A 25583-nucleotide genomic window follows, 5' to 3' on the forward strand; every position below is an offset into this window, starting at 1 on the left:
AGCGGGGTCTGGGGCGGAGCCCCAGGAGACGGGGAGAGGGCGGGACCGGGGCTCAACTCCCTCCACCCCCGTACCGCTACTTCACCGCCCCCGCCATCACTCCGCTCACGAACTGCCGCTGGAACGCGAAGAAGACCGCCAGCGGAATCACCATCGAGAGGAACGCCCCCGACGACAACACGTCCACGTTGTCACCGAACTGCCGCACCTGCTGCTGCAGTGCCACCGTGATCGGCGGGTTGCCGCTGTCCGCGAAGATCAGGGCGACCAGCATGTCGTTCCACACCCACAGGAACTGGAAGATCCCCAGCGAGGCGATCGCCGGACCGCCCAGCGGCAGCACGACGCGCGTGAACAGCCGCAGTTCACCCGCCCCGTCGAGCCGTGCGGCCTCGAGCAGTTCGCGCGGGATCTCCGCGAAGAAGTTCCGCAGCAGGAAGATGGCGAAGGGCAGCCCGAACGCGGTATGGAAGAGGACGACACCCGCCGTCGTCTCGAAGATGCCGAGCGCGTTGAACAGCTTCGCCACCGGAATCAGCGCAACCTGCACCGGCACCACCAGCAGCCCAACGACCGCCATGAACCACCAGTCCCGGCCCGGGAATTCGAGCCAGGCGAACGCGTACCCGGCGAATGCCCCGACCAGAATGACCAGCACCGTGGCGGGCACGGTGATCAGGGCGGTGGTCAGCAGGGAGTGCATGACTTTGTCGTTGTGGAACAGGGCGTCGTAGCTCGACGTCGTCAGCTGTCCCGGGTGGGTGAAGACCTTCCACCACCCGGAGGCCGCGATGTCGGACCTGTCCCGCAGCGAGGACAGCAGCAGTCCGACCGTCGGCATCAGCCAGAACAGCCCGACCGCGACCAGGAAGAGCCGCATGACGCCCCCGCTGAGGCGGGAGGCTATCCGCGCGGGAACACTCCGCCTCGCCCGAACGACCGTGTCCGCAGACGTCATCGCCGCCGCTCCTTACGCATGCGCCGGATGTTCGCGACCACCACCGGCGTGACCAGCACCAGCAGCAGCACGGCAATGGCGCTGCCGACGCCCTGGTTGACGGCCGTGCCGAAGGAGGACTGATAGAGCTGGAGCGCCAGCACATTCGCGTCCGGGAGGCTCGAGCCGGGCGCGATGATGTAGACCAGGTCGAAGATCTTCAGCACGTTGATCATCAGCGTGATGACGACCACGCCGAGCACCGGCGCCAGCAACGGCACCGTCACCCGGCGGAAGACCTGCCATTCGTTCGCCCCGTCCACCCGGGCCGCTTCCAGGAGTTCGCGCGGCACGCCCGCCAGCCCGGCGGCGATGAGCACCATCGCGAAGCCCGCCCACATCCAGATGTACGCGCCGATGATGGAGGGCGTGACCAGCGACGGGCCGAGCCACTCGACGCCGTTGTAGCGCGAGGCGAAGTTCGAGGAGGGAAGGCGCAGTTGGGCGCCGTCCGCCGACGCGGGCAGCGTGAACGTGCCGTCGGAGGAGGTCGTGGCCGAGGCCACGGAGCGGCCGTCGCGCACCGCCTCGACCCTGACGCCCTCGAGGGCCTTCTTCCCCGGCCCGACCCGCCCCGGCGTACCGCCGCCGCCCCGGACGAAATCGAGCCAGACCGTACCCGTGACCTTCCCCGGCACCGCCCGGGCCTCGGCGGCGTCCTTCGCGCCGCTCACGTCCTGTGGCCGTACGGCCACCAGCGGCAGCGCCGCCGGCGTCCCCGCGCGGGCCGCCGTGCGCGTGGTGAACGCACCGCCGCCGCTCGCCGCCAGGTCCCCGGTCGGCCGCGGATGCGCCCCGGGGTAGGGGGCGGACCCGGCGAAGGTGTCATGGACGCTCACCCACACCGCGTTCGCGACGCCGCGGTCCGGGTTCTGCTCGTACACCAGCCGGAAGATGATCCCGGCCGCGAGCATCGAGATCGCCATCGGCATGAAGACGATCAGCTTGAACGCCGTTCCCCAGCGCACCCGTTCGGTCAGCACCGCGAAGATCAAGCCGAGGGCAGTGGCGATGCTCGGGGCGACGATCACCCAGATCACATTGTTCTTCAGAGCCGTACGGATCCGGTCGTCGGAGAACACCTCGTGGTAGTTGTCGAAACCCGCGAAACCATGGCCGGAAGCGTCGAAGAAGCTGCGGTAGACGGAGTAGCCGATCGGGTAGACGACGAGCGCTCCTAGCAGCACCAGGGTCGGCAGCAGGAAACACGCCGCCACCCACGGCCGGGTGCCGAGCATGCCGCGCTTCCTCGCGGATGCGGGCGCCGATACCGGTGCCGGGGGGCCCGCCGAGGCCCCCACCGTCGCGGTGGTCATCGGTCCGGGCCCGTCAGTTCTTGAACGCCTTGGCCGCGTCGGTCTCCAGCTTCTGCTGGGTGCCCGTCACGTCCGCCGGGTTCCGCAGGAAGTCCTGGAGGTCCTTCCACTCGCCCTGGCCCGGCTTGCCGCCGAAGGCGGCGGGTGCCTGGTCGGACATGTCGAAGCGGAAGTCGTCGCCCGCCGCCACCAGGGCCTTGGCGATGGACCGCTGCACGTCGTCCGGGTACAGGGCCGTGTCCAGGTTCTTGTTGGCCGAGATGAAACCGCCCTGCCGGGCCCAGATCGCCGCGGCGTCCGGCGAGGCCAGGAAGGTCAGCAGGGCCTGCGCCGCCCGCCCGTCCTTGAGGGCCACGCCCGTGTCGCCGGCCGTGACGACCGGTGCCGTGCTGCCGACCTTGGGGAAGGGGAACACCTTCGCGTCCGTACCGATCTTCGCGTTCGCGGCGGTGATGTTGGGGGCCGCGATGTCGCCCGCGTAGACCATGGCGGCCTTCGCCTTGTCCCCGCCGGTGAAGGTCTGGGTGACGGAGTTGGGGAACTGGGTCTGCAGCGCTCCGTCGTTGCCGCCCGCGAGCAGTTCCTTCTTGCCGAAGAGCTGGCCGAGCGTGGTCAGCGCGTCCTTGACCGAGGGGTCCGTCCACTTGATCTTGTGGACGGTGAGCTGGTCGTACTTCTCCTGCCCGGCCTGGGAGAGGTAGATGTTCTCGAACCAGTCCGTGAGCGTCCAGCCGTCGGCGCCGCCGACCGACACCGGCGAGACGCCGTAATCGGCGATCGTCTGCGCGGTCTTGAGGAACTCCGGCCAGGTCGTGGGCACTTTCGCGCCCGCCGCCTCGAAAATCCTGGTGTTGTACCAGACCAGGGACTTGTTGCTGGTCTTGAAGTAGACGCCGTACTGCTTGCCCTGGTACGAGCCGAGGTTCTGCCAGCCCTTCGCGAAGTTCTTGTTCAGCTCGGCGGTGGTATCGGCGCCCAGCGGCTTGAGCCAGCCCTTCTGCGCGAACTCGTGCAGTACGCCGGGCTGTTGGAGCATGGCGACGTCCGGCGGGTCGCCGCCCGCGACCTTCGAGCCGATGAAGGCGGACATGTCGTCCCCACTGGGCACGAAGGACACCTCGGCGCCGGTGCGCTTGTGGAACTCGTCGAGGACCTTCGTGAAGTTCTTCTGCTCCGCACCCGTCCAGACGGCGGTGACCTTGAGCTTCTGCCCGTCCAGCCTGGGGAGTCCGACGGTGTTGGGTATCGCGTCCGAGGCGCCCTGCCCGGCGGAACTCGTGCTGCTGCCGCCGCCCTTGCCGTCGTCGTCCTTCTTGTCGTCGCTGCCGCAGCCCGCCGCGGTCAGCGCCAGGGCGCCCGCCGCGAGCAACGCTGCTGTGCTGCGTGCCGCGTGCCTCGTCCACAGAGCTGTACGCATTGCCGTCCCTCCCCGTGTGCGGAGGTGATGCCACCACATGTGCACCCGTCAGGCCGTTCGGTTGCACCTCCGTGCGACAGTCCTACGCCCGGGCCGGGGTGCCCGCAAGGGCGCTGTCCCTGTCAAGACGGTGATCGTGACAGGGATGTGATGTTGGATCAGGCAGGGGATCGGACGGGCTCGTGCGCCCTCCTTCACCGTCCTTTCACAGCAGCGGCGGGGCCGCCTGCGCACCCGCCGACTGGGCCGCGCGCTGGAGGGCGCTGGCGAGCAGCGCCAGGTCGGTCGGGCCGTTGCCGAGCTCGCGCAGCGGGCGGCGGGTGGGAGGGTCGCCCATGCGCTGCCAGTCGAGCGGCACCACGGTCGGGCGCAGGGTCGCCGTGCGCGGGATGCGGCCGGTGACCCGGCCCGACTGGAAGGGCACCGGCGCGCTGTCGTCCGGCCGCCGCAGCATGCCGCGGCCCGGGGCGGGCCGGCCGGACGCGTCGTCCGTGCCCCCGTCCGACGGCGGCGCGATCTCGAGCGTCGCCCGCAGGGCCGCCCGCTCGACGGCCGCCGTGTCGGCCGTACGGTCCGGGCGGCCGGAGGCGGCCACCAGGTGCACGCCGAGCCGCGCACCGTCGCGCGCGACGGTCTCCAGTGCCCGGACGACCGAACCGGCCGCGGGGCGGCCCGTGCTGCCCAGGGCCGGGGCGACCAGGGCGTCGAAGTCGTCGACGAGGACGACGAGCCTGGGCAGGGCGTTCTCCGCCGTCCGCGTGGGGCCGTCGTCCCGCGCCGTGCGCAGCTGGAGGGTGCCGGTCGGGGCGGGCTCCAGATCGCCCGTCGCGGGCTCCGGCGGGCGCCGGGGAGCCACCACCTTCGGCGCGGAGGAGGTCTGCCGGGCGTGCCACGCGGAGAAGTCGAGGAGCCCCAACAGCTCGGCGCGGCGCTTGAGTTCGAAGCTGAGCGCCTGCGCGAACTCCCGCATGCGCAGGGGGTCGGCGGCGGCGAGGTACGTCGACACATGCGGCAGGTCCGTGCAGGCGCGCAGGCCCTCGCCGCGCTCGGCCGCCGCCCCGTCGACCAGGACGAGGGAGAGCCGGTCGGGCCGGTCGGCCGCCGCGAGCGACGCGGCGAGCGACCGCAGCAGCTCGGTCTTCCCGCTGCCGGCCCCGCCCTCCACCAGCAGGTGCGGGCCGTCCGCCGCGAGGTCCACGGCGAGCGGGCCGTGCGGCCCGGCACCCAGCACGGCGACGGCCCGCCCGCCGGGTCTCGTGCCCTGGTCCTGGGCGGCCGCCCAGCGTGCGGTCAGCGATGCGGGGGTGGCCCGGGCGAGCCCGAGTTCGTCCAGCAGCCGTGCGGTGCGGGGGAGCGCGGCGACGCGCCCGCCCTGGCCGTGCTCGTCCGCGGTGTCCGCCTGCCGCAGCGGTGCCAGGGCGCGCGCGAACCGCTCGGCCCAGGCCTCGGACACCGCGTCGACGGCCGCGATCACCGTGCCCCCGCCGCCCGGCTGCGCCATGGCGGCCGGGGTGCGGTGGATGACCTGGACCACCGTGGCCACGTCCCCGCTGAGCAGGCCCACGGTGCCGCAGTGCGGGAACCCCGGGGAGGCGGCCTCCGCGGTGGCGAGCGTGGCGGCGACCGGCGAGGCGGGGGTGGTCGCCGGGGCGTCCGCGAGGCAGACGAGATGGATGCCCGCCGCCGCACCGGCGACGGCCAGCCGCGCGACGGTCTCGCGCAGCGGGGGCGACCCGGGGTCCCCGTCCACGATCAACACCGTGTACGGGCCGCGGTGTTGCGCGGCGGCCGCCGCCACCGCGTCGGCCGGCGCGGTGGCCCAGCCGGGGCCCAGCGGCCCGTCGTCCAGCCGGCGCACGAGCTCGGCCGTGCGGGAGACCGCCTGCTCGCGGTCGTACGCGACCAGCAGCCGGCAGTCCTGGCCGTGCGCCGGGCGCAGCTGCGGCAGCCAGCCGAGCCAGGCCCACTCCGCCTGCCGCTCCTCCGCGCTGCGCGTGCGGTCCGCGCTGATCAGGACGTACTCCAGCAGGCCGGGGGAGTGCAGCGCGGCCAGCTGGGCGAGGACGGACCGGGCCAGCCCGGACAGCCGGGCGCGGGGCCCGGCCAGGCCGAGCGAACCCGCCTGCCGCAGCCCGGCCGTCACCGGCACCGACTGCATCGGCCCGCTGCGGCTGGGCAGATCGGGGGCGTAACGGTCGGCGGTGCCCAGCCGGACCGTCAGCAGGTCGCGGTGGTCCGGCCCGCGCTCCCACAGCCGCGGGCCCGGTCCGAGCGCCGTCAGCAGCACGGCCGCCGGGTCCGGCCAGCGCTCGCGCAGGGCCGCCGCGGTGGCGAGGACGCGCTGCGTGCCGGTGGTCTCGGAGCCGGGCTCGCTCACCGGCGGGGCCTCGGCGCTCTCCGCTTCCTCCGCCCGCCGGTCGCCGCCGCGCGCGCCGGTGAGGCGGCGCGCCCAGGCCGCTATGCCGCGGCCGCGCTTGCCGCCGTGGCCCGGTTCCTCGCCGGTCAGCGGGATGCCGCGCCCGCCGTGCGTGCCGGTCGCCGCGGCGGCCTGCGCCGGTGCGATGCCGTGGAGGGACGTGGCCGGAGGGGTGTTGAAGACCGCTGTGCCGGTGGTCGTCGTCGTGACGTCCACGACAGTCGGCGTCGCCTGCCCGGCAACTCCCGCGGCCCCGGCGCCGCTTGACCCGCCCGGCTCCGCGCCCGCGGGCGGGACGCGCAGGTGGCCCTCGCCGTCCGGCGTGGTGGGCAAGGCGTACGGAGCGCTCTCGTCCGCACCGTGCAGGGTGAGCGCGGACTCGCCGGCCCGGAGCAGGGGGCCCGGGCGGAACGGGACCGGCCGGTCGTCGACCGGGGTGCCGCCCAGCGTGGTGCCGTTGGTCGAGCCGAGGTCCTGCAGGGTCACCCGGCCGTCGTCGGAGAGGGTCACCGCACAGTGCAGGCGGGAGACATCGGGGTCGTCGAGCGGGATGTCCGCCGACGCGGACCGGCCGATACGGACCTCGCCGCCGTGCAGCAGGTGCACCCCGCCCGCATCCGGACCGGAGACCACGTGCAGCCGGGCGGTCGCCTCCGGCACACCCGACAGCGGCACGCCCGCGTGCCGCTCCGGATCGACGGGGGCGCCCAGCGAGAGCACGGCGCCGTCGATCAGCGGCGGCTCGCCCAGCGCGCAGCGCTGTGCGTCCAGCCGCTCCGCCCCGGCGTAGAGCACGACGGGACCGCTGCCGAGGTCGGAGCCCGCCGCCGCGAGGGCGGCGGCGAGACCGCTCGCCACCCCGGCGAGAGCGGTCCCCGCCGGGGCGGTCACCAGCACGTCGCAGGAGTGCGCGACATGGCCGCCGAGCGGCCCGAGGACGGTCAGCCGGATCTGCATCGGCGTCCACAGTCCCTTCCTGCCCCGGTGCGTGACAGGGAGATCCCCTCCCCCACCTCGCACGAGCGCATCGGCACGTACAGGTCACCACGGAGCACGGGGCCCCCGTCCTCCCCGCCGCGCCGTGTCAGCGAGCATCCTCGCACCTGCCACCGACAATGCGCCCGGCGACGGCCAATTCGTGATCTTGACCGACGATCCGAGGATGCGAAAGCGGCAGTTCGCGGGCGGCGGTGGGACGGCAGTGGCCGGGTGATGGCTGATTTGTTCCAGGGGTTGACCTGCGGCAGCCCATTTCTGCCGGTGTCCCGCAGGTATCCGCGGCAACCAAGTGTCCGGAAGTCGCGTCTTCCTCCAGAGCCCCGCCGCATTGCCCGAATGTGTCAATCCGGTGGGCCGGGGGACGGCACTACAGTGGGCGGAAGGCCAGGCAACGCAAGGGGCCTGCATCGGCTTGGTTCACAAGATGACGACCTTCACAGGATGACGACCAGGGAGCGCATGACGTGCGGCCGGTAGGCAGTAAATACCTGCTCGAGGAGCCGCTCGGGCGCGGAGCCACGGGCACCGTCTGGCGAGCCCGCCAGAGAGAGGCGGCCGGAGCGGAAGCCGCCGTGACCGGGCAGCCGGGCGAGACCGTCGCGATCAAGGTCCTCAAGGAGGAGCTCGCGAACGACGCGGACGTCGTCATGCGCTTCCTGCGCGAGCGCTCCGTGCTCCTGCGGCTCACCCACCCCAACATCGTCCGCACCCGCGACCTCGTCGTCGAGGGCGACCTGCTCGCGCTCGTCATGGACCTGGTCGACGGCCCGGACCTGCACCGCTACCTGCGCGAGAACGGCCCGTTCACCCCCGTGGCTGCGGCCCTGCTCACCGCGCAGATCGCCGACGCCCTGGCCGCGAGCCACGCCGACGGCGTCGTGCACCGCGACCTCAAGCCCGCGAACGTGCTCCTGCGGGACGCCGGCGGGCAGATGCACCCGATGCTCACCGACTTCGGCATCGCCCGCCTCGCGGACTCGCCCGGTCTCACCCGCACCCACGAGTTCGTCGGCACCCCCGCCTACGTCGCGCCCGAGTCCGCCGAGGGCCGTCCGCAGACCTCGGCCGTCGACATCTACGGCGCCGGCATCCTGCTGTACGAGCTGGTCACCGGACGTCCGCCGTTCGCCGGCGCGACCGCCCTCGAGGTGCTCCACCAGCACCTCAGCGCCGAGCCGAGGCGCCCCACCACCATCCCCGAGCCGCTGTGGACGGTCATAGAGCGCTGCCTGCGCAAGCGGCCCGAGGAGCGGCCGAGCGCCGAGAACCTCGCCCGAGCCCTGCGCGTCGTCGCCGCGGGCGTCGGCGTGCACGCGAGCCCCGAGCAGGCCGAGGCCGCCCTCGGTGTCGGCGCCCTGCTCGCCCCCGACCCGCAGCCGGCCACGGTGCCCGGCACCGGCCAGGCGGGCGGCACCGGCGACGCCGACCCCACCCAGGTGCTGCCGTCGACGGGCGGCGGGGCCCTCGGATACGACCCGAACGCCGCGACCAGCGTGCTGCCCAACACCCCCGCGGGCCCCGGCGCGGGCCCGACCCAGGTCATGCCCGCGGGCTCCGGCCCGTACGGCGGCGCGGACCCCACCCGGGCCATGCCGCCCGTCCCGCCGGAGCAGCAGCAGGCCGACGGCCCGCACCCGTGGCAGACCCAGCTGCGCGCCGCCCGCGACCGCAACGACCAGACGCAGGTCCAGCATCTCGACCCGAGCGAGGACCCGCTGCGCCGCCGCCCCACGCGGCGCCCCGGGCCCGCCCAGCCGCCGCCGGGGTACCAGCAGCAGTACCAGCAGCCTCAGCAGCAGTACGCGCCGCAGCCCCAGCAGCAGCCCTATGGGCAGCAGCAGTACCAGCAGCCTCAGCAGTTGCCGTACGCACCGCAGCGCGCCCGCCAGGCGCAGCCGCCGCGCTACCAGCAGCCGCCCCAGCCCCAGCCGCAACCCCAGCACTACGCGCCCGAGCCGGAGCCCGCTCCGCGCCGGGAGTCGCGCCGGGAACCACGGCAGCGGCAGCGCAGCGCGAACCCCATGCGCATCCCGGGGCTCGGCTGCCTCAAGGGCTGTCTGTTCATGATCGTCATCCTGGTCATCGCGGGCTGGGCGGTCTGGCAGTTCACCCCGCTCAAGGAGTGGATCGCCGACGGCAGGAACTTCTGGGACGCGACCAAGCACTGGTACTCGAGCATCAAGGACTGGGCCTCCAGCCTGGGCTCCGGATCCGGGAAGTGACCGGGAACACCGGGAGCACCGGAAGCAATCGGTGAGGGACCGGTAGGGATCGAGCACAACTCGGTTGCCTTCGCGCATCCGGGGGGTGTTTTCTGCCGGAGAAGTGAAGATTGGCACTGGTCAGTCCACCTGACATCCCCCCGGCCGCGTAGTTTGGTCGCCGGTGCGGCCGAGGGGATGGCCGCGCCGTCGGATGTCGGAGGAGTCGGGGAAGAGTCTTGGCACGGAAGATCGGCAGCCGGTACACCGCCCACCAGGTCCTCGGCCGCGGCAGCGCCGGCACCGTGTGGCTCGGCGAGGGGCCCGAGGGCCCGGTCGCCATCAAGCTCCTGCGCGAGGACCTCGCCTCCGACCAGGAGCTCGTCGGCCGGTTCGTCCAGGAACGCGCCGCCCTGCTCGGCCTGGACCACCCGCACGTGGTGGGCGTCCGCGACCTGGTCGTGGACGGCGCGGACCTCGCCCTGGTCATGGATCTCATCCGCGGCACGGACCTGCGCACCCGGCTCGACCGCGAGCGCCGCCTGGCGCCGGAGGCCGCCGTCGCCATCGTCGCGGACGTCGCCGACGGCCTGGCCGCCGCGCACGCGGCCGGGATCGTGCACCGCGACGTCAAGCCGGAGAACGTCCTCCTCGACATGCAGGGCCCGCTCGGCCCGGGCGGCGCCCACCCCGCGCTGCTCACCGACTTCGGCATCGCCCGGCTCGTCGACTCCCCGCGCCCCGGCCGCGAGCGCCCGTCCACCACGCCCGGCGCCCCGGCCGGCCGCACGCCGGGCCCGCGCAGCGTCATCGGCACGCCCGACTACCTCGCCCCCGAGATCATCGAGGGCCTGCCACCGCGTGCCTCCGTCGACGTCTACGCCCTGGCGACCGTGCTCTACGAGCTGCTCGCCGGCTTCACGCCGTTCGGCGGCGGCCACCCCGGCGCGGTCCTGCGGCGGCACGTCACCGAGACCGTGGCACCGCTGCCGGGCATCCCCGACGAGCTGTGGCAGCTCGTCGTCCAGTGCCTCGCCAAGGCGCCCGCGTCGCGGCTGCGCGCGTCCGAGGTGGGGGCCCGGCTGCGCGAGCTGCTGCCGGGACTGGCCGGGATCCCGCCGCTCGACATCGACGAGCCGGGCGCGTACGCCGAGCCGGGCGGGGACGGGCGCGAGGGCGCGTACGACCCCGCGGCCACGGCCGCGGCGGCACCCGAGCCGCGCCGGTGGGGCGCGGTGCCGCTCGTCCCCACCCCGGCCTTCGACTCCAGCCGCGACACCCACACGAGCATGCGCGTGCCCGGCCCGGAGGAGCTCGCCGGCGGTGCGCACGGCACCGCGCGGGCGCCCCGCACCCCGGGCGAGCGCCGGGCGGGCTCCGCCCGCCACCGCCTGTCCGCGGAGGCCACCCGGAGCCGCCGCATCAAGCTGGGCGCGGCGGCGGTGGCCCTGGTCGCGGCCGCCGGGGTGGGCGGCTGGTTCGCCACGGGCCACGGCTCGGACGACGCCAAGCCGGGCGTCCACCGCACCGAACCCGAGCCGGGCAACGGCCCCTAGGGTGCGGCCGGTGGGTGCGCCGGGGCGCACATAGGAGGTATCTGGGCGCCCCGTGCAGCGGTTACGCTGGTTGCGTGGCAGTCGTTGATGTATCCGAAGAGCTGAAGTCCCTCTCCTCGACCATGGGGTCGATCGAGGCCGTTCTGGACCTCGAGAAGATGAGGGCCGACATCGCCGTGCTCGAGGAGCAGGCGGCCGCCCCCTCCCTCTGGGACGACCCGGAGGCGGCACAGAAGATCACGAGTCAGCTGTCCCACCTCCAGGCCGAGCTGCGCAAGACCGAGTCGCTGCGCGGCCGCATCGACGACCTCGCGGTGCTCTTCGAGCTCGCCGAGGAGATGGGCGACGCCGACACCCTCGCCGAGGCCGAGACCGAGCTGGGCGCGGTCCGCAAGGCGCTCGACGAGATGGAGGTCCGTACCCTCCTCTCCGGCGAGTACGACGCGCGCGAGGCGGTCGTCAACATCCGTGCCGAGGCCGGCGGCGTCGACGCCTCCGACTTCGCCGAGCGGCTGCAGCGCATGTACCTGCGCTGGGCCGAGCGCCACGGCTACAAGACCGAGATCTACGAGACGTCGTACGCCGAAGAGGCCGGCATCAAGTCGACCACCTTCGCCGTGCAGGTGCCGTACGCCTACGGCACCCTCTCCGTCGAGCAGGGCACGCACCGCCTGGTGCGCATCTCGCCGTTCGACAACCAGGGCCGCCGCCAGACCTCCTTCGCGGGCGTCGAGGTGCTGCCGGTCGTCGAGCAGACCGACCACGTCGAGATCGACGAGTCCGACCTGCGCGTGGACGTCTACCGCTCCTCCGGCCCCGGCGGCCAGGGCGTCAACACCACCGACTCGGCGGTGCGCCTGACGCACATCCCGACCGGCATCGTCGTCTCCTGCCAGAACGAGCGCTCGCAGATCCAGAACAAGGCGACCGCGATGAACGTCCTCCAGGCCAAGCTGCTCGAGCGGCGCCGCCAGGAGGACCAGGCGAAGATGGACGCGCTCAAGGGCGACGGCGGCAACTCCTGGGGCAACCAGATGCGTTCGTACGTCCTGCACCCCTACCAGATGGTCAAGGACCTGCGTACCGAGTTCGAGGTCGGCAACCCGCAGTCGGTCCTCGACGGTGACATCGACGGCTTCCTGGAAGCCGGAATCCGCTGGCGCAAGCAGCAGGAAAAGTAGATCATTTCTCGGCAGATCCGGACATAGGGCCCGGATCTGCCTTGACGCGTCCCTGAAAACTCGTAAGGCTGGCGGGCGGCATGCGCATCATTGGGGTGCGTGTGGCGGGGGGAGCGGCCCGGCTGTGAGCCGGAGTTGAGGTGAACGCGGCCCCCTGAAGCGCCACGACCCTGTGCATGGCTGTTCCATTGACGACCAGCTACTGGGGGTAGCAGGCAGATGACGAAGAAGACGAGGCTGCGTGCGGCCCGGATCGCCGCGGGCGCGGTGATAGTCGCGGGCGCTTCGCTGACGGCCGCGGGTGCGGCCGCGGCCGCCGGTGTGGACGTTCCGCTGGACGGCCTGTCGAAGACCCAGGTCAACGGCGAGCACGTCGTGACCGATTCGGCCGACGACCCGACGGCTCCTCCGACGCACGAGCCGACCTCGATCCCGCAGCCGACGAACGAGCCGACGCAGGGGCCGGAGCCGACGTCCGACCCGACGAAGGCGCCGACGGACGAGCCGACGATCCCGCAGCCCACGCAGGATCCCACCCACGAGCCGACTCACGAGCCGACTCAGGACCCCACTCACGAGCCGACCCACGAGCCGACTCACGAGCCCACGCAGGTCCCGACGCACGAGCCCACCCACGAGCCCACGCAGGGCCCGACGGGCGAGCCGACGTCGAACCCGACCTCGAACCCGACGGACAACCCCTCGCCCCAGCCGAGCACGTCCCCCTCGGACAGCACCGGCAACACCGGTGACAACGGCAAGGCCTGCCCGGTGGACACCAACAGTGGCAACTGCAACACCGGCACCGACAATGCCGGCGCCAAGCCGGTGCAGCAGGCCAAGCCGAAGGAGGAGCTGGCCCAGACCGGTGCCGGCCAGACCACGTTCCTCGTGACCGGCGCCGCGACGATGATCGCGGGCGGCATCGGCTTCCGGCTGCTGCCCCGCCTGATGAACCGCAACACCGCAGCCTGAGAAACACCGCGGCCTGAGAAAAGCCGCCCCGAGAAAAACCGCAAGGCCCGGAGCGCACGGCTCCGGGCCTTGAACGTTTTCGTCAGTGGCTCTCTGTCAGTGGCTCTCTGTCAGCGGCTCTCTACGCGGCGAAGCTGCGGGCGAGCACGGCCACCGTGAGCAGCGCCACGAGCAGCGCCACCAGTGCGGCCGGGGTCAGCCCGGCGAAGATGCCTTCCTGGTGCTGCAGCCGCTCACGGCTCGCCCGGCAGACGGGGCACCTGCCCTCGCTGACCGGGGCCGCGCAGTTGGCGCACACCAGTCGGTCGCATGTCATGCGATTTCCTCCTCCGGTACGTCCAACGCGTAGGAGAGCCGTGCGGTTCCTTCTGCCCGTGCGGTTCCCCCTACCACTGTGCCAGCTTTCCCGCCGTTCGGCGCGGCCGGTCCCCGGTTCCCGGGGCAGCGCCCCGATTGTGCTCGGTTTGTCCCCGATGATGGCGGTAATAAACGCGCCAACACAGGATGCCGACTGCGCGTGCACGCGTCGTTCGCGTATGGTCACGCACACCGACGGACGCCGCGAATCGCGGCGTTCCGTGCCGCTCTCCAGGTCGACGCGTGGTGCACTCGTGATCCGATTCGACAACGTCTCCAAGTCCTACCCGAAGCAGAACCGTCCGGCGCTCCGAGACGTCTCGCTCGAGATCGGGAAGGGCGAGTTCGTCTTCCTCGTCGGCTCCTCGGGATCCGGCAAATCCACCTTCCTGCGGCTCATGCTGCGCGAGGAGCGGGCCACCCACGGCCAGGTGCACGTGCTCGGCAAGGACCTGGCCAGGCTGTCCAACTGGAAAGTGCCGCAGATGCGACGCCAGTTGGGCACGGTGTTCCAGGACTTCCGGCTGCTGCCCACCAAGACGGTCGCCGAGAACGTCGCCTTCGCCCTCGAGGTCATCGGCAAGCCGCGCGGCGAGATCCGCAAGGCGGTGCCGCAGGTGCTCGACCTGGTGGGGCTGGGCGGCAAGGAGGGCCGGATGCCCGGCGAGCTCTCCGGCGGTGAGCAGCAGCGCGTGGCCATCGCCCGCGCGTTCGTCAACAGGCCGCTGCTGCTGATCGCCGACGAGCCGACCGGCAACCTCGACCCGCAGACCTCCGTCGGCATCATGAAACTGCTCGACCGGATCAACCGCACCGGGACCACGGTCATCATGGCCACCCACGACCAGCAGATCGTGGACCAGATGCGCAAGCGCGTCATCGAGCTCGAACAGGGCCGTCTCGTGCGCGACCAGTCGCGCGGCGTCTACGGCTACCAGCACTGAAAGGCACTGAGAGAACGCCATGCGCGCCCAGTTCGTTCTGTCGGAGATCGGCGTCGGTCTCCGCCGCAATCTCACGATGACCTTCGCGGTGATCGTCTCCGTCGCCCTGTCGCTGGCCCTCTTCGGCGGCTCGCTGCTCATGCGCGAGCAGGTCAGCTCGATGAAGAGCTACTGGTACGACAAGGCCGACGTCTCGGTCTTCCTCTGCAACAAGTCCGACGCCCAGACCACGCCCAGCTGTGCCAAGGGCGCGGTCACCGAGGACCAGAAGAAGCAGGTCAAGGCCGACCTGGACAAGATGCAGATCGTCAAGAACGTCCAGTTCGAGTCGGTCGACGAGGCGCTCAAGCACTACAAGGAGCAGTTCGGCAGGAGTCCCCTCGCCGGCTATCTGACGCCCGACCAGATGCAGGAGTCCTACCGCGTCAAGCTCAAGGACCCCACCCAGTACAAGGTCATCACGAGCGCCTTCGCCCAACGGCCCGGCGTGGCCGAGGTGCAGGACCAGAAGGACACCCTCGAACCCCTCTTCAACCTGCTCAACGGCATGAACATCGCGGCACTCGGCGTGATGGCGCTGATGCTCGTCGTCGCGCTCATGCTGATCGTCAACACGGTCCGCGTCTCCGCGTTCAGCCGCCGCCGCGAGACGGGGATCATGCGGCTGGTCGGCGCCTCCAGCTTCTACATCCAGATCCCGTTCATCATGGAGGCCGCCGTCGCCGGCCTGCTCGGCGCGACCCTCGCCTGCGTGATGCTGGTCTGCGGCCAGCGCTTCCTCGTCGAGGACTGGCTCGCCCACCACATCGAGGTGGTCAAGTTCATCGGCTGGGGCTCGGTCCTGTCCAAGCTGCCGCTGGTGCTGGCCGTCGGCCTGCTGATGCCCGCGCTGGCCGCCTTCGCCGCCCTCCGGAAGTACCTCAAGGTCTGAAACACCGGAAATAGTCCGACAGTGCGGTCGGCCCGGAGGCCGCCGCACCGTCAACTCCCCCTGTATGGCGCGTCGGTGGCCTACACTCTCGCGCATGCCCGGCCCGAGACTGTTCGTCCCGCAGCGCCGTGTCCGCCACGGCGCGGCGCTGACGCTGGTGTTCGCCAGTGTGCTGGCGACGGGAGCCGCCGCCGGCTCCTGGGGTACGGACGGCACCGCCCGCCGTCCGTTCGCCGCCCCCGCGGCGCGTGCAGAGGACGCCCCGCGCGCCGTGGACGCCGCGGAGCCGGGCGCGCGGGACGGCAAGAACGGCGCGCAGCCCGGGGCCGACCCGGCCAGCCGCAGCGGCGACCGGTGGAGCGCGGTCTACAGCGCCCGCGAGTACGAGGGCTTCGAGCGCGCCCTCGACGGCGCGTACATCGGCGTCGGCCTCTCCGTGCGCCGCACCTCCGACGGCCGCATCGAGATCGACGGCGTCCAGCCCGACGGCCCCGCCGACCGCGCCGGGATCGAGGCGGGCGACCGGCTGACGGCCGTCGACGACGTACCGATGACCGGCCGCCCCGTGACCGAGGTCGTCTCCCGGCTGCGCGGCGACTTCGGGGGCGAGGAGGCCGCGCCCGGCACGCCCGTACGGCTCCGGCTCTTCCGCGGCGGCCGGGGGGTGCTGCGGACGCTGCGCCGCGAACGGCTGACCGCCGAGAACGTCGTCGCGGACCGGTACCGCGAGGGCGGGGCGGCCGCCACGCGGATCAAGGTGGGCTCCTTCACCCGGGGCACCGGTTCGCGGGTGGAGGAGACGGTACGGGGGGCGGCGCCCGGCGAGGGCGTCCTGCTCGACCTGCGCGGCAACTCCGGCGGCCTGGTCACCGAGGCCGCCACGACCGCCTCGGCCTTCCTCGACGGCGGCCTCGTCGCCACGTACGACGTGGACGGCGCCCGGAAAACGCTGGAGGCGGAGCCGGGCGGGGACACGAGGCGTCCGCTCGTCGTCCTCGTCGACGGCGGCACCATGAGCGCCGGCGAGCTGCTCGCCGGTGCTCTCCAGGACCGCGGCCGTGCCGTCCTTGTGGGCTCGCGGACCTTCGGCAAGGGCTCCGTGCAGATGCCCAGCAGGCTCGCCGGGGGCTCGGTCGCCGAGCGGACCGTGGGCCACTACCGCACCCCCGGCGGGCGTGCCGTCGACGGCCGCGGCATCACTCCCGACGTGGTCGTCGAGGGCGATGCGGAGCCCCGGGCCCGCGCAGTATTGAGTGGCCTCGGAGCGGGGTCGTAGTGCGAGAATGGCCGCATCATGGGAAAGCAACAGAAAGAGCCGGGTCGCAAGCTCGTCGCGCAGAACAAGAAGGCACGGCACGACTACCACATCCTCACCACCTATGAGTGCGGGATGGTGCTGACCGGCACCGAGGTCAAGTCCCTGCGCCAGGGCCGTTCCTCGCTGGTGGACGGTTTCGTGCAGATAGACGGCGGCGAGGCGTGGCTGCACAACGTCCACATCCCCGAGTACAGCCAGGGCACGTGGACCAACCACACCGCGCGCCGCAGGCGCAAGCTGCTGATGCACCGCGAGGAGATCGACAAGCTGGCGTCCAAGGCGGACGAGACGGGCCACACCATCGTGCCGCTCTCGCTCTACTTCAAGGACGGCCGGGCGAAGGTCGAGATCGCCCTCGCCAAGGGCAAGAAGGAGTACGACAAGCGGCAGACCCTGCGCGAGAAGCAGGACCGCCGTGAGTCGGACCGCGCCATCGCGTCGGCCCGCAGGCGTCAGCGGGAGAAGGCCGTCCGGTAGCCCCCGGGAGGGAATTCGCTGGCACGCGGCGTCGTCGGTCACGTACGATGGCCACTGCACACCCCCGGTGGGTGCGCACCTTGAAAAAACAACATGGGGATGATCGGTTTCGACAGCGGATGTCGAAGCAGGGGAAGCGAGCCGAGGAAGCGGCAATGATCTCGTAAACCATATGTCGCAACCAATAATCGCCAACACCAAGCGCGATTCCTTCGCCCTCGCTGCCTAAGTAGCGACTTGCGAAGTGTCAGCCCGGGGCTGTTCCCGACCCGGATCCTGGCATCAGCTAGGGAACTAAACCTCTAGACCCGGTCACGGGGTCCGGAGGGAAATCAAACAGTGACTGAGCCCGTCGGAGACTTGTCCGTGTGATCTCCGGGGCTGAGAAAATCGCAGCGGACTGCGCTCGGAGAAGCCCTGATTCTGCACCGTTGGACGCGGGTTCGATTCCCGCCATCTCCACTCATATCCCATGTGAGACAGAGGCCCTACCGCTCTCGGCGGTGGGGCCTTTGCCGTACGCGCGACCGAAGGCGCGCAACCGACGGGCCGGACCGGCCCTCTTACCCGGTGACTGAAGGGGGTGGCGCCATGAACTGGACACGGACGGCCGCGGTCGCGGCGGGTGCGGGTGCACTGCTGCTGACGGGCGGTGCCACCGCGTCCGCCGACGACAGCAGCGGCGGCGGCGACGGTGTGCACGTGCTGCTCAACGGCGCCTACGACAACCGGCCCGGCGAGCTGATCGACATCGATGTGCAGGGTGCCAAGGGCGAGGTGACCGTGTCCTCGCCGGTCTTCCCCCGCCCGGTGCGGCTCACCCCCTATGCCGGGCAGAGCCCGTCCGAGGGCCGGGGGCACCATGGCCGCCCGGCGGTCGGCATGCAGGTCAGGCCCGGGTCGTACCCGCTGACCGTCCGCGCCGGCGGGCGGGTCGTGGGCGAGGACCGGGTGGAGGTCAAGGCCTCGCAGCGGCCGACGTTCCAGGTGACCACGCCCGGTGACGTGGTGCGGCCGGGCGAGGAGTTCGGGGTCTGGTTCGACGATCTGTACCCCGGCGAGAAGGGCGAGTCCTTCACCGCCGAGTCGCCCGTCTTCTCCGCCCCGGTGCGGCTGGCCCACGACCCGAAGGGCAGCCACTGGAACAACCCCCGCATGTTCTCCGGGCTCGTGACCCTGCCCCGTGACGCCAAGGACGGCACGTACAAGGTCAGGCTCACCGACGGGCACGGCCGGACGCTCAAGGAGAAGGCGCTGGCGGTCGGGGCCGCCGAGCCGGGGGACAGCGACTACGTGGGACGGGCGCGCGGCCCGGCCTTCTACACCTCCTCGGGCCGCCCCGACTCGGCCCGTACCCGGGGGCACCGGGTGGACGCGGGCGGGACCGTCAACGTCCTGTGGCGCGATGCCTCACCCGATCCGGGGGAGGAGGAGCACCTGACGGCCACCTCTCCGGCCTTCGAGCACCCGGTGCGGCTCAAGCGCGACGACAGCAAGGCCGGTGACGGCGACGACCCGCGCTTCTACGGTCCCGCGCGCATCCGCAAGGGCCTGGGGCCCGGGGAGTACCCGGTCACCGTGGTCAGCCACCACGGCCGGGTGAGGAAGACCGAGCAGCTCCTCGTCATGAACGCGGGCGATCGCATGGCCCCGGCGGCGGAGAAGGCCGCGGAGCAAGCGGCGCAGAAGGCTGCGGAGAAGGCTGCGGACAAGAAGGACTCCGGGGGCGGTGACGCCGGCACCATCGCGGCGCTCGCGGGTGCGGGCGCGCTGGCCGTGGCGGCTGTGGGCGGCGTGCTGGTCCTCCGCCGGGTGCGCAGGCCGCGTACGCCTGCCGAGTAGTACGCCTGCTGAGTAGGGAGTGGCGGATGCCGCTTGCCGGGGCGCCGCGTACGGGCCGACAATGCGGAGGAGCCGAACTATTCGGACGACCGCGGGAGGTGGCCATGGCCGGATTCCTGGACCGGGCCAAGGAGCAGGCGCAGCAGGCACTGGCGCAGGGCAAGGAAAAGGTCGAGGAAGTGCAGGCCCAGCGGGCCGGCAACGACCTTCTGAGGAAGCTCGGCGCCGCCTACTACGCGGAAAAGCGCGGCAGTGGCGGCGAGCAGGCCACGCAGGACGCGCTGAATGCCCTGGAGGCTCACATCAGTGCGCACGGTGACGGGTTCCTGAGGAGCACGGGTTCCTGAGGAGCTGGGCACAGCCGCCCCAGGGGTTCCGGGCGGCCGTCCCACGGGGCACTCTGGAGGACGGCGTACCTCGATCCCGGCGGGAAAGCCCAGAAAAAGGTGACACGGGCATGGCGGCGGCCTCCTACGACCTGCGGTTCGACTCCGGGCGGCTGTGCCTGGATCTGATGGCCACGGCGGCCGGACGGCTCGGCGAGGAGCGGGTCGAGCGGCTGGGCACCCCGGAGCGGCTGTGCGCCTGGCTCGTCGGCTCCGGCGCCGTGCCCGCCGGCACCCCGCTGGATGCCGTGGACGCGGACTGGCTCGGGCGGTTCCACGCGGCCCGCGAGCTCCTGCACCGCGTCGTGCGCGCCGAGGCCGCGGGCAGTGGCCGGGCCGCCGACGCCGATCTCGCGGGGGTCAACGCCATCGCCTCCGCCGCGCCGCCCGCGCTGTACGCGGTCAGGGGCGCCGACGGCAGTCTCGTACGGGCCGTGTCCGGCGGCCCCGACTGCGGTGCCCTGCTGGGCGTGGTCGCCCGGGACGCGGTGGAGCTGCTGACCGATCCGGCCGTGCGCGGCCTGTTGCGCCAGTGCGAGGGCGAGGCGTGCACGCTGCTCTACCTCGACACCTCGCGGGGCCGCCGTCGTCGCTGGTGCTCCAGCGAGGTGTGCGGCAACCGCGAGCGCGTGGCCCGGCACCGGCGCCGGGTGGTCAACAGCCGCCAATAGGGCTTCATTTGGCGACGAACACATAGTCGGCCTCGTACGGCACCTCCACCCGCAGCTGACGGCGCGGATCGCACACGCCCGCAGGAGCCGTGCCGCCATGGGTGTTGACGCGCAGTACCTCGCCCGTCGAGGCGAGCAGGCCGCGCCGGACGCCCAACGGCACGGCGGCGACGTCCAGTTCGGGGATGTTCGCGGTGTCGTTGGGCAGCTGGGCGAGGAGCTTGCCGGTGACCGCGGAGCCGTCGGGCGCCACCCACTGCGGGGCGCCGCCGGGGCGGACGAAGGAGTGGGCGATGCCGCGGTCGAGGGTGGCGCGGACGTCGTCCTGGACGAACGCGAAGCTGCCGTTGCCCCGCCGGGCGCAGGCGTAGACCTGGCTGCCCCGGACGACGGGGGCCTCGAAGCTGTTCAGCGCCTTGTCCATGTCGAGAGGGACGCCGAGCGCGTGGAGTCGGCCGCGGACCGCGCCGCCGGGAGATTTCTCCGTGTGGAGGTTGACGGAGAAACCGCCCGGGTCGGACTTCAGGCAGTCGAGCAGCTTCCGGTCCACGGCGGTGACGGTGCCGGTCACGGAGGTGCGCCCGTCCGGCAGTTTCCTGGTGAAGAAGGCGACCTTCCTCGCGCGTGCCCCCTGCTGGAGATAGCCCAGGGTGGGTATGCCGATGCCGCGGAAGGAGAAGGCGAAGGACACCTCGTCGCCCTGGACGCGCAGGAACGCGAGGGCCCGTCCGTCCCGGTCGTCCGTGGCCCGGTCGCCGGTGAGGCTCGCGGCGAAGAAGACCGTGTCGGAGCCGCCGGCGTCGCCGTCCGTACTGCCGTCCGGGAGGGTCATGCCGAAGGCCGTGCCCGCCGCGACGGAGGCCACGGCGGTCGTGATGGCGAACATGACGCTGTGGCGTTGCATGATGTTCCCCCTGTCGTGACCGGTGCCCCCTGCACCGGCCTTTCCCGGGTAGTCGTACGGCCGCGGCGGCGCGCACGCTCAGCGGTTGCCCGAGAATTCCGTCACAGCGGATTCTCCCGCTCGGAAAGCAGCCGGAATGCCGGAATGAACGCGTCGGCGCATCCGTCCGTATTGACCAATGAGGAACCCGTACGGAGGACGGGGGTGCGACCACCGAATCGCCCTGTCGACCCGGGGAAACGTTGTGCGCAAGGATGCCCGCGTGGCAGACAGGACGCGCACTGATGACGAGCTGATGCGCGCGCTCTACGACGAGCACGCCGCGGCCCTGCTCGCCTTCGTCTCCCGCCTCGTGGCGGGCGACCGCCAGCGGGCGGAGGACATCGTCCAGGAGACCCTGTTGCGGGCATGGCGCAACGCCGACCGGCTGCGCGGAGCCACCGGTTCCGTACGGCCCTGGCTGGTGACCGTCGCCCGGCACATCGTCATCGACAACCACCGCAGCCGGCAGGCACGGCCCCCGGAGGTCGACCCCGGGCCGCTCGAACAGCTCCCGGCGGCCGACGAGATCGACCGGGCCCTGCGCCTGATGACGATCTCCGAGGCGCTGGGCGATCTTTCCCCGGCCCATCGGGAGGCACTGATCGAGACCTACTTCAGAGGACGTACGGTGAGCGAGGCCGCTACGGCGCTGGGCGTACCGGCCGGAACGGTCAGGTCCCGGGTGTTCTACGCACTGCGCTCCATGAAGCTCTCGCTCGAGGAACGGGGAGTGACGGCATGACCGAGCCGGCACGGCACACCGACGTCGGAGCCTACGCGCTCGGAGTCCTCGACCCGCGTGATGCCGAGCGCTTCGAGGAACACCTCGCCGAGTGCGCGCGGTGCGCCGCGGAACTCGAGGGCCTGCTGGGCATGGCCCCGCTGCTCGCCGACGCCAGGGAGTCGGGCGCCGATCTTCCGCGGCCCCGGCCGGAGCTGCTCGACCGGCTGCTCGTGGACGTCTGCGGCATCCGCCGCAAGCAGCGCACCCGCAGATACGTGCTCGCGGCGGCCGCCGCCGTGCTGGTGGCCGCCGGGCCGCCGGTCACCGCCGTCCTCACCGCCGAGGACCACCCCAGCGCGGCACAGCAGATGTACGAGCACGGCGACAAGTACAGCGCGGTCGACCCGGCGACGAAGGCCGCCGCGACCGTGTCGCTGCAGGACAAGCCGTGGGGCACCCGCGTCGCCCTCAAGCTCGACAACGTCGGGGGCCCGGAGACCTGCCGCCTCGTGGCCGTCGGCAGGAACGGCCAGGAACAGACCGTCACGACGTGGGCCGTCCCCGCGTCCGGCTACGGCACGGACAAGGGCCTCGACACCTACAAGGAGGGCAGGGAGTCGCTGTACACCCACGGCGGCACCGCCTTCAACCGCAAGGACATCGTCCGCTTCGAGGTCCGTACGCTCGCCGGCAGACACATCGCGACCGTCAACGTGTGATCTGTGATCTCACCGTATGACCTCTTCGCACGACCCTTCGTGCCAAACCTCTCATGTCCTGACAGGTGCGCTCAGTACCCCTGTTCGCGTACGGTTGAAGGCTGCCCAACGCACACAGAAGGGGGCCTGGGTGGCCGCGCAGAACGCCACACGCGCGCACGTGGCGACGGAGACCGGGACCGAACAGCCGGACGGTGTCCGCGACCGTGAGATCGGTGCCGAACAGCACCATCTGGACCGGGTGTACCGGCGCCTCGAGGAGAAGATCCACGAGGCGGAGTTCCTCATGGACGACGCCGCCAAGCGCGGCCAGGTCGGCACACCGGGGGCGCTCGCCGAGCGCGACGCCCAGGTGTTCCGCGCCGGAGTCCATCTCAACCGGCTGAACAGCGAGTTCGAGGACTTCCTCTTCGGCCGCATCGACCTGCTGCTCGGCAAGGACGGCAAGAAGGGCCCGGACGGGGCCTACACCTCCGTCGAGCCCGCCGACGACGCCGTGCGCGGCGAGCGGGCCGAGATCGCAGAGACCCTGCACATCGGCCGCATCGGGGTGCTGGACTCCGACTACTCGCCGCTGGTCATCGACTGGCGGGCGCCCGCGGCCGCGCCGTTCTACCGGGCCACTCCCGTCGCCCCCGGCCGGGTCGTACGCCGCAGGGTCATCCGCTCCAAGGGTCGCCGGGTCCTCGGCGTCGAGGACGACCTGCTGCGCCCCGAGCTGACCGCGACCCTGGACGGCACCACGCTGCCCGTGGTGGGCGACGGCGCGCTGATGGCCGCGCTCGGGCAGGCCCGCAGCCACACCATGCGGGACATCGTTTCTTCGATCCAGGCCGAGCAGGACCTCGTCATCCGCGCCCCCGCCGCCTCCGTGACCGAGGTGGAGGGCGGACCGGGCACGGGCAAGACCGCGGTCGCCCTGCACCGCGCCGCGTACCTGCTCTACCAGGACCGCCGGCGGTACGCGGGCGGCATCCTCGTCGTCTCGCCGACGCCCCTGCTCGTCGCCTACACCGAGGGCGTGCTCCCGTCGCTGGGCGAGGAGGGGCAGGTCGCGATCCGCGCCGTGGGGTCCCTGGTCGACGGGGCCGAGGCGGACACGTACGACGATCCGGCCGTCGCCCGGATCAAGGGCTCGTCGCGCATGCTCAAGGTGCTGCGCAAGGCGGTGCGGGGAGTGCTGGACGCCGGGGACGACGTCCCCGCGCGGCTGCGGGTCGTGGCGTTCGGCGCGCGCGTGGAGCTGGAAGCCGAGGAACTGCGGCGCATCCGCCAGACGGCGCTCGGCGGCACCGCCCCCGTCAACTTGCTGCGCCCGCGCGCCCGGAGACTGATCCTGGACGCGCTGTGGTCCAAGTCCGGCGGCCCCAGGCGCTACACGGATCCCGAACTCGCGGCGGAGGCCCGGTCCGCGTTCGACGAGGACATCACGACCGAGGACTCGTTCACCGACTTCCTCGCCGCGTGGTGGCCGGAGTTGACGCCCCGCCGGGTGCTCGCGGTGCTGGCCGAGGAGAGGCGGCTGTCGCGCTGGTCGCGCCGGGTGCTCAACCCGCGCGAAGTGCGGCTGCTGGCACGCTCGTTGGGGCGTCTGGACGCCGCCGGCAAGGGCCCGTTGTCGGTGCACGACGTGGCGCTGCTGGACGAGCTGGAGACGCTGCTCGGCGCCCCCGCCCGCCCGAAGCGGCCGCGCGAGGCCGACCCGCTGGACCACCTCACCGGCCTCGAGGAACTGATGCCCGTGCGCCAGGAGTCGCGGCGCGAACGGGCCGAGCGGCTGGCGGAGGAGCGCCGGGACTACGCGCACGTCATCGTCGACGAGGCGCAGGACCTCACCCCCATGCAGTGGCGCATGGTCGGCCGCCGCGGCCGGCACGCCACGTGGACGATCGTCGGCGACCCGGCGCAGTCCTCCTGGTCCGACCCGGACGAGGCGGCCGCCGCCCGGGACGAGGCGCTCGGCACCCGCCCGCGCCGCCGCTTCCGGCTCACGGTGAACTACCGCAACCCGGCGGAGATCGCCGAACTGGCCGCGAAGGTACTGGCGTTGGCGATGCCGGGCATGGAGTCCCCGGCGGCCGTCCGCTCGACGGGCGTCGTGCCCCGGTTCGCCGTCGCGGGCGACGGCTTCGGCGCGGCGGTGCGCGAGGAGGCGCTGCACCTGCTGGGCGACGTCGACGGCACGATCGGCGTGGTCGTCCCCATGGGCCGCCGCGAGGAGGCGCGTGCGTGGGTGAGCGGGCTGGGCGACCGCGTGGTGGTGCTCGGCAGCCTCGAGGCCAAGGGCCTTGAGTACGACGCGACCGTCGTGGTGTCGCCCGCCGAGATCGCCGACGAGTCCCCGGCGGGCCTGCGCGTGCTCTACGTGGCGCTCACCCGCGCCACCCAGCGGCTGACGGTGCTCGCGGGGGAGCGGGACGAGCCGGACGCGCACGGGGTGCCGGACCTGCTCCGGGACTGACGCCGGCCGGCTGAAGTCGGCCGGCTGAAGTCGGCCGACGCCACCGGAATCACTTCGCGGGGGCGTTTGTTAGCCTGGGTACGGCACCGGCTCGATCCAAGCCCCCGGGCCCAACCTTCGTCGCTTCGAGCGACCACTTGCCGCGAGGCGAGCATGGCGGGCCGGTGTCACAGGCGTTCCGACGGGCGCCCTTTTCCACGGAAAAGGGCGCCCGTCGTGTTGTGTGCCCCCTCCGTTGTCGCTCTCGTATGGCGAGAGACACCTTTCGGAATCCGGGGGTGGTTACCGTCTACCGACGGGTAGGTGGGACGATCGAATGTCGCGCGGAGACGCGTGCGGAACAACATGATCAGGAAAAGACAGGGGAAAGCGGCCATGGCAACGGCGCCTAGCGTCTCGTACTCGATGACGGTCCGGCTGGAGGTCCCGGCGAGCGGGACCGCGGTCAGCCAGCTCACCACGGCCGTGGAGTCCTCCGGCGGTTCCGTCACGGGCCTGGACGTGACCGCGTCCGGCCACGAGATGCTGCGGATCGATGTGACCGTCGCCGCGACGTCCACCGCGCACGCCGACGAGATCGTGCAGGAGCTGCGTGGCATCGAGGGTGTGACGGTCGGGAAGGTGTCGGACCGTACGTTCCTGATGCATCTGGGCGGCAAGATCGAGATGGCGTCCAAGCACCCGATCCGCAACCGTGACGACCTGTCGATGGTCTACACCCCCGGTGTGGCGCGGGTGTGCATGGCGAT

The 25583-nt window shown here is 72.2% G+C and carries 21 protein-coding genes and 1 other RNA gene; 16 read left to right on the forward strand and 6 right to left on the reverse strand.

Translation table 11 applies throughout. From position 1 onward, the window contains the following. Nucleotides 1-76 precede the first annotated feature (76 nt). The 4 genes from ACV530_RS32910 to ACV530_RS32925 all read right to left on the reverse strand — a co-directional run bounded on the left by ACV530_RS32910 (nucleotide 77) and on the right by ACV530_RS32925 (nucleotide 7103). Nucleotides 77-958: a carbohydrate ABC transporter permease gene (locus tag ACV530_RS32910; RefSeq protein WP_494336355.1), complete on the reverse strand. Its 882-nt coding sequence runs from the start codon at nucleotides 956-958 to the stop codon at nucleotides 77-79. Beyond that, entirely contained in the window at nucleotides 955-2313 is a 1359-nt protein-coding gene (locus ACV530_RS32915) for a carbohydrate ABC transporter permease (RefSeq protein WP_494336356.1), read from the reverse strand. Before ACV530_RS32915 ends, ACV530_RS32910 begins: the two co-directional genes overlap by 4 nt. A gap of 13 nt (nucleotides 2314-2326) precedes the next feature. Then, entirely contained in the window at nucleotides 2327-3730 is a 1404-nt protein-coding gene (locus ACV530_RS32920) for an ABC transporter substrate-binding protein (RefSeq protein ID WP_494336357.1), read from the reverse strand. Nucleotides 3731-3935: 205 nt separating this feature from the next. Beyond that, nucleotides 3936-7103 carry an FtsK/SpoIIIE domain-containing protein gene (locus ACV530_RS32925; protein ID WP_494336358.1) on the reverse strand — a complete coding sequence of 1056 codons (3168 nt, stop codon included), beginning with the start codon at nucleotides 7101-7103 and terminating at the stop codon, nucleotides 3936-3938. A 506-nt stretch (nucleotides 7104-7609) separates the two neighbouring features. On the opposite strand from ACV530_RS32925, the gene ACV530_RS32930 reads away from it, so the two are divergent. From ACV530_RS32930 to ACV530_RS32945, 4 genes are all read left to right on the forward strand, one after another. Continuing rightward, on the forward strand, nucleotides 7610-9367 hold the full coding sequence (locus tag ACV530_RS32930; RefSeq protein WP_494336359.1) for a serine/threonine-protein kinase: 1758 nt from the start codon (nucleotides 7610-7612) through the stop codon (nucleotides 9365-9367). A 218-nt stretch (nucleotides 9368-9585) separates the two neighbouring features. Beyond that, a complete protein-coding gene (locus ACV530_RS32935; RefSeq protein WP_494336360.1) occupies nucleotides 9586-10902 on the forward strand; it encodes a serine/threonine-protein kinase in 1317 nt (438 codons plus the stop codon). A 74-nt stretch (nucleotides 10903-10976) separates the two neighbouring features. After that, entirely contained in the window at nucleotides 10977-12083 is a 1107-nt protein-coding gene (gene prfB / locus ACV530_RS32940; RefSeq protein ID WP_494336361.1) for a peptide chain release factor 2, read from the forward strand. A gap of 219 nt (nucleotides 12084-12302) precedes the next feature. After that, nucleotides 12303-13058, forward strand: a complete 756-nt coding sequence (locus ACV530_RS32945) for a hypothetical protein (RefSeq protein ID WP_494336362.1) — start codon at nucleotides 12303-12305, stop codon at nucleotides 13056-13058. Nucleotides 13059-13179: 121 nt separating this feature from the next. Here ACV530_RS32945 and ACV530_RS32950 read toward each other — a convergent pair whose 3' ends face one another. Continuing rightward, the gene (locus ACV530_RS32950; protein ID WP_494336363.1) at nucleotides 13180-13374 is read right to left on the reverse strand and encodes a hypothetical protein; all 195 of its coding nucleotides are present in this window, start codon (nucleotides 13372-13374) and stop codon (nucleotides 13180-13182) included. A 295-nt stretch (nucleotides 13375-13669) separates the two neighbouring features. Here ACV530_RS32950 and ftsE point away from each other — a divergent pair, with 295 nt between their 5' ends. The 8 genes from ftsE to ACV530_RS32990 all read left to right on the forward strand — a co-directional run bounded on the left by ftsE (nucleotide 13670) and on the right by ACV530_RS32990 (nucleotide 19984). Next, entirely contained in the window at nucleotides 13670-14359 is a 690-nt protein-coding gene (ftsE, locus tag ACV530_RS32955; protein ID WP_494336364.1) for a cell division ATP-binding protein FtsE, read from the forward strand. Between the two features lie 19 nt (nucleotides 14360-14378). Next, a complete protein-coding gene (ftsX, locus tag ACV530_RS32960; protein ID WP_494336365.1) occupies nucleotides 14379-15290 on the forward strand; it encodes a permease-like cell division protein FtsX in 912 nt (303 codons plus the stop codon). 94 nt (nucleotides 15291-15384) lie between these two features. Beyond that, on the forward strand, nucleotides 15385-16566 hold the full coding sequence (locus ACV530_RS32965; protein ID WP_494336366.1) for a S41 family peptidase: 1182 nt from the start codon (nucleotides 15385-15387) through the stop codon (nucleotides 16564-16566). An 18-nt stretch (nucleotides 16567-16584) separates the two neighbouring features. Continuing rightward, nucleotides 16585-17085 carry an SsrA-binding protein SmpB gene (smpB, locus tag ACV530_RS32970; RefSeq protein WP_494336367.1) on the forward strand — a complete coding sequence of 167 codons (501 nt, stop codon included), beginning with the start codon at nucleotides 16585-16587 and terminating at the stop codon, nucleotides 17083-17085. Between the two features lie 95 nt (nucleotides 17086-17180). Then, nucleotides 17181-17550: a transfer-messenger RNA gene (gene ssrA / locus ACV530_RS32975) on the forward strand. 126 nt (nucleotides 17551-17676) lie between these two features. Next, nucleotides 17677-18927: a hypothetical protein gene (locus ACV530_RS32980; protein WP_494336368.1), complete on the forward strand. Its 1251-nt coding sequence runs from the start codon at nucleotides 17677-17679 to the stop codon at nucleotides 18925-18927. Nucleotides 18928-19031: 104 nt separating this feature from the next. Then, nucleotides 19032-19274 carry a hypothetical protein gene (locus ACV530_RS32985; protein ID WP_494336369.1) on the forward strand — a complete coding sequence of 81 codons (243 nt, stop codon included), beginning with the start codon at nucleotides 19032-19034 and terminating at the stop codon, nucleotides 19272-19274. Between the two features lie 110 nt (nucleotides 19275-19384). Further along, on the forward strand, nucleotides 19385-19984 hold the full coding sequence (locus ACV530_RS32990) for a CGNR zinc finger domain-containing protein (protein WP_494336370.1): 600 nt from the start codon (nucleotides 19385-19387) through the stop codon (nucleotides 19982-19984). A gap of 4 nt (nucleotides 19985-19988) precedes the next feature. Here the strand turns inward: ACV530_RS32990 and ACV530_RS32995 are convergent, their stop codons facing one another. Beyond that, nucleotides 19989-20888 (reverse strand): DUF3455 domain-containing protein, encoded by a 900-nt coding sequence (locus tag ACV530_RS32995; protein ID WP_494336371.1) that lies wholly within the window; start codon nucleotides 20886-20888, stop codon nucleotides 19989-19991. A gap of 244 nt (nucleotides 20889-21132) precedes the next feature. Here ACV530_RS32995 and ACV530_RS33000 point away from each other — a divergent pair, with 244 nt between their 5' ends. The 4 genes from ACV530_RS33000 to ACV530_RS33015 all read left to right on the forward strand — a co-directional run. After that, complete coding sequence (locus ACV530_RS33000; RefSeq protein WP_494336372.1) at nucleotides 21133-21672, forward strand: sigma-70 family RNA polymerase sigma factor; 540 nt, start codon at nucleotides 21133-21135, stop codon at nucleotides 21670-21672. Next, nucleotides 21669-22373 carry an anti-sigma factor family protein gene (locus ACV530_RS33005; RefSeq protein WP_494336373.1) on the forward strand — a complete coding sequence of 235 codons (705 nt, stop codon included), beginning with the start codon at nucleotides 21669-21671 and terminating at the stop codon, nucleotides 22371-22373. The genes ACV530_RS33000 and ACV530_RS33005 overlap by 4 nt, the downstream gene beginning before the upstream one ends. A gap of 130 nt (nucleotides 22374-22503) precedes the next feature. Beyond that, nucleotides 22504-24834, forward strand: a complete 2331-nt coding sequence (locus ACV530_RS33010; RefSeq protein WP_494336374.1) for a HelD family protein — start codon at nucleotides 22504-22506, stop codon at nucleotides 24832-24834. A gap of 375 nt (nucleotides 24835-25209) precedes the next feature. Beyond that, a partial coding sequence (locus ACV530_RS33015; RefSeq protein ID WP_494336375.1) for an ACT domain-containing protein occupies nucleotides 25210-25583 on the forward strand: 374 nt, incomplete at its 3' end.

The organism is Streptomyces sp. SX-6, assembly GCF_059089585.1.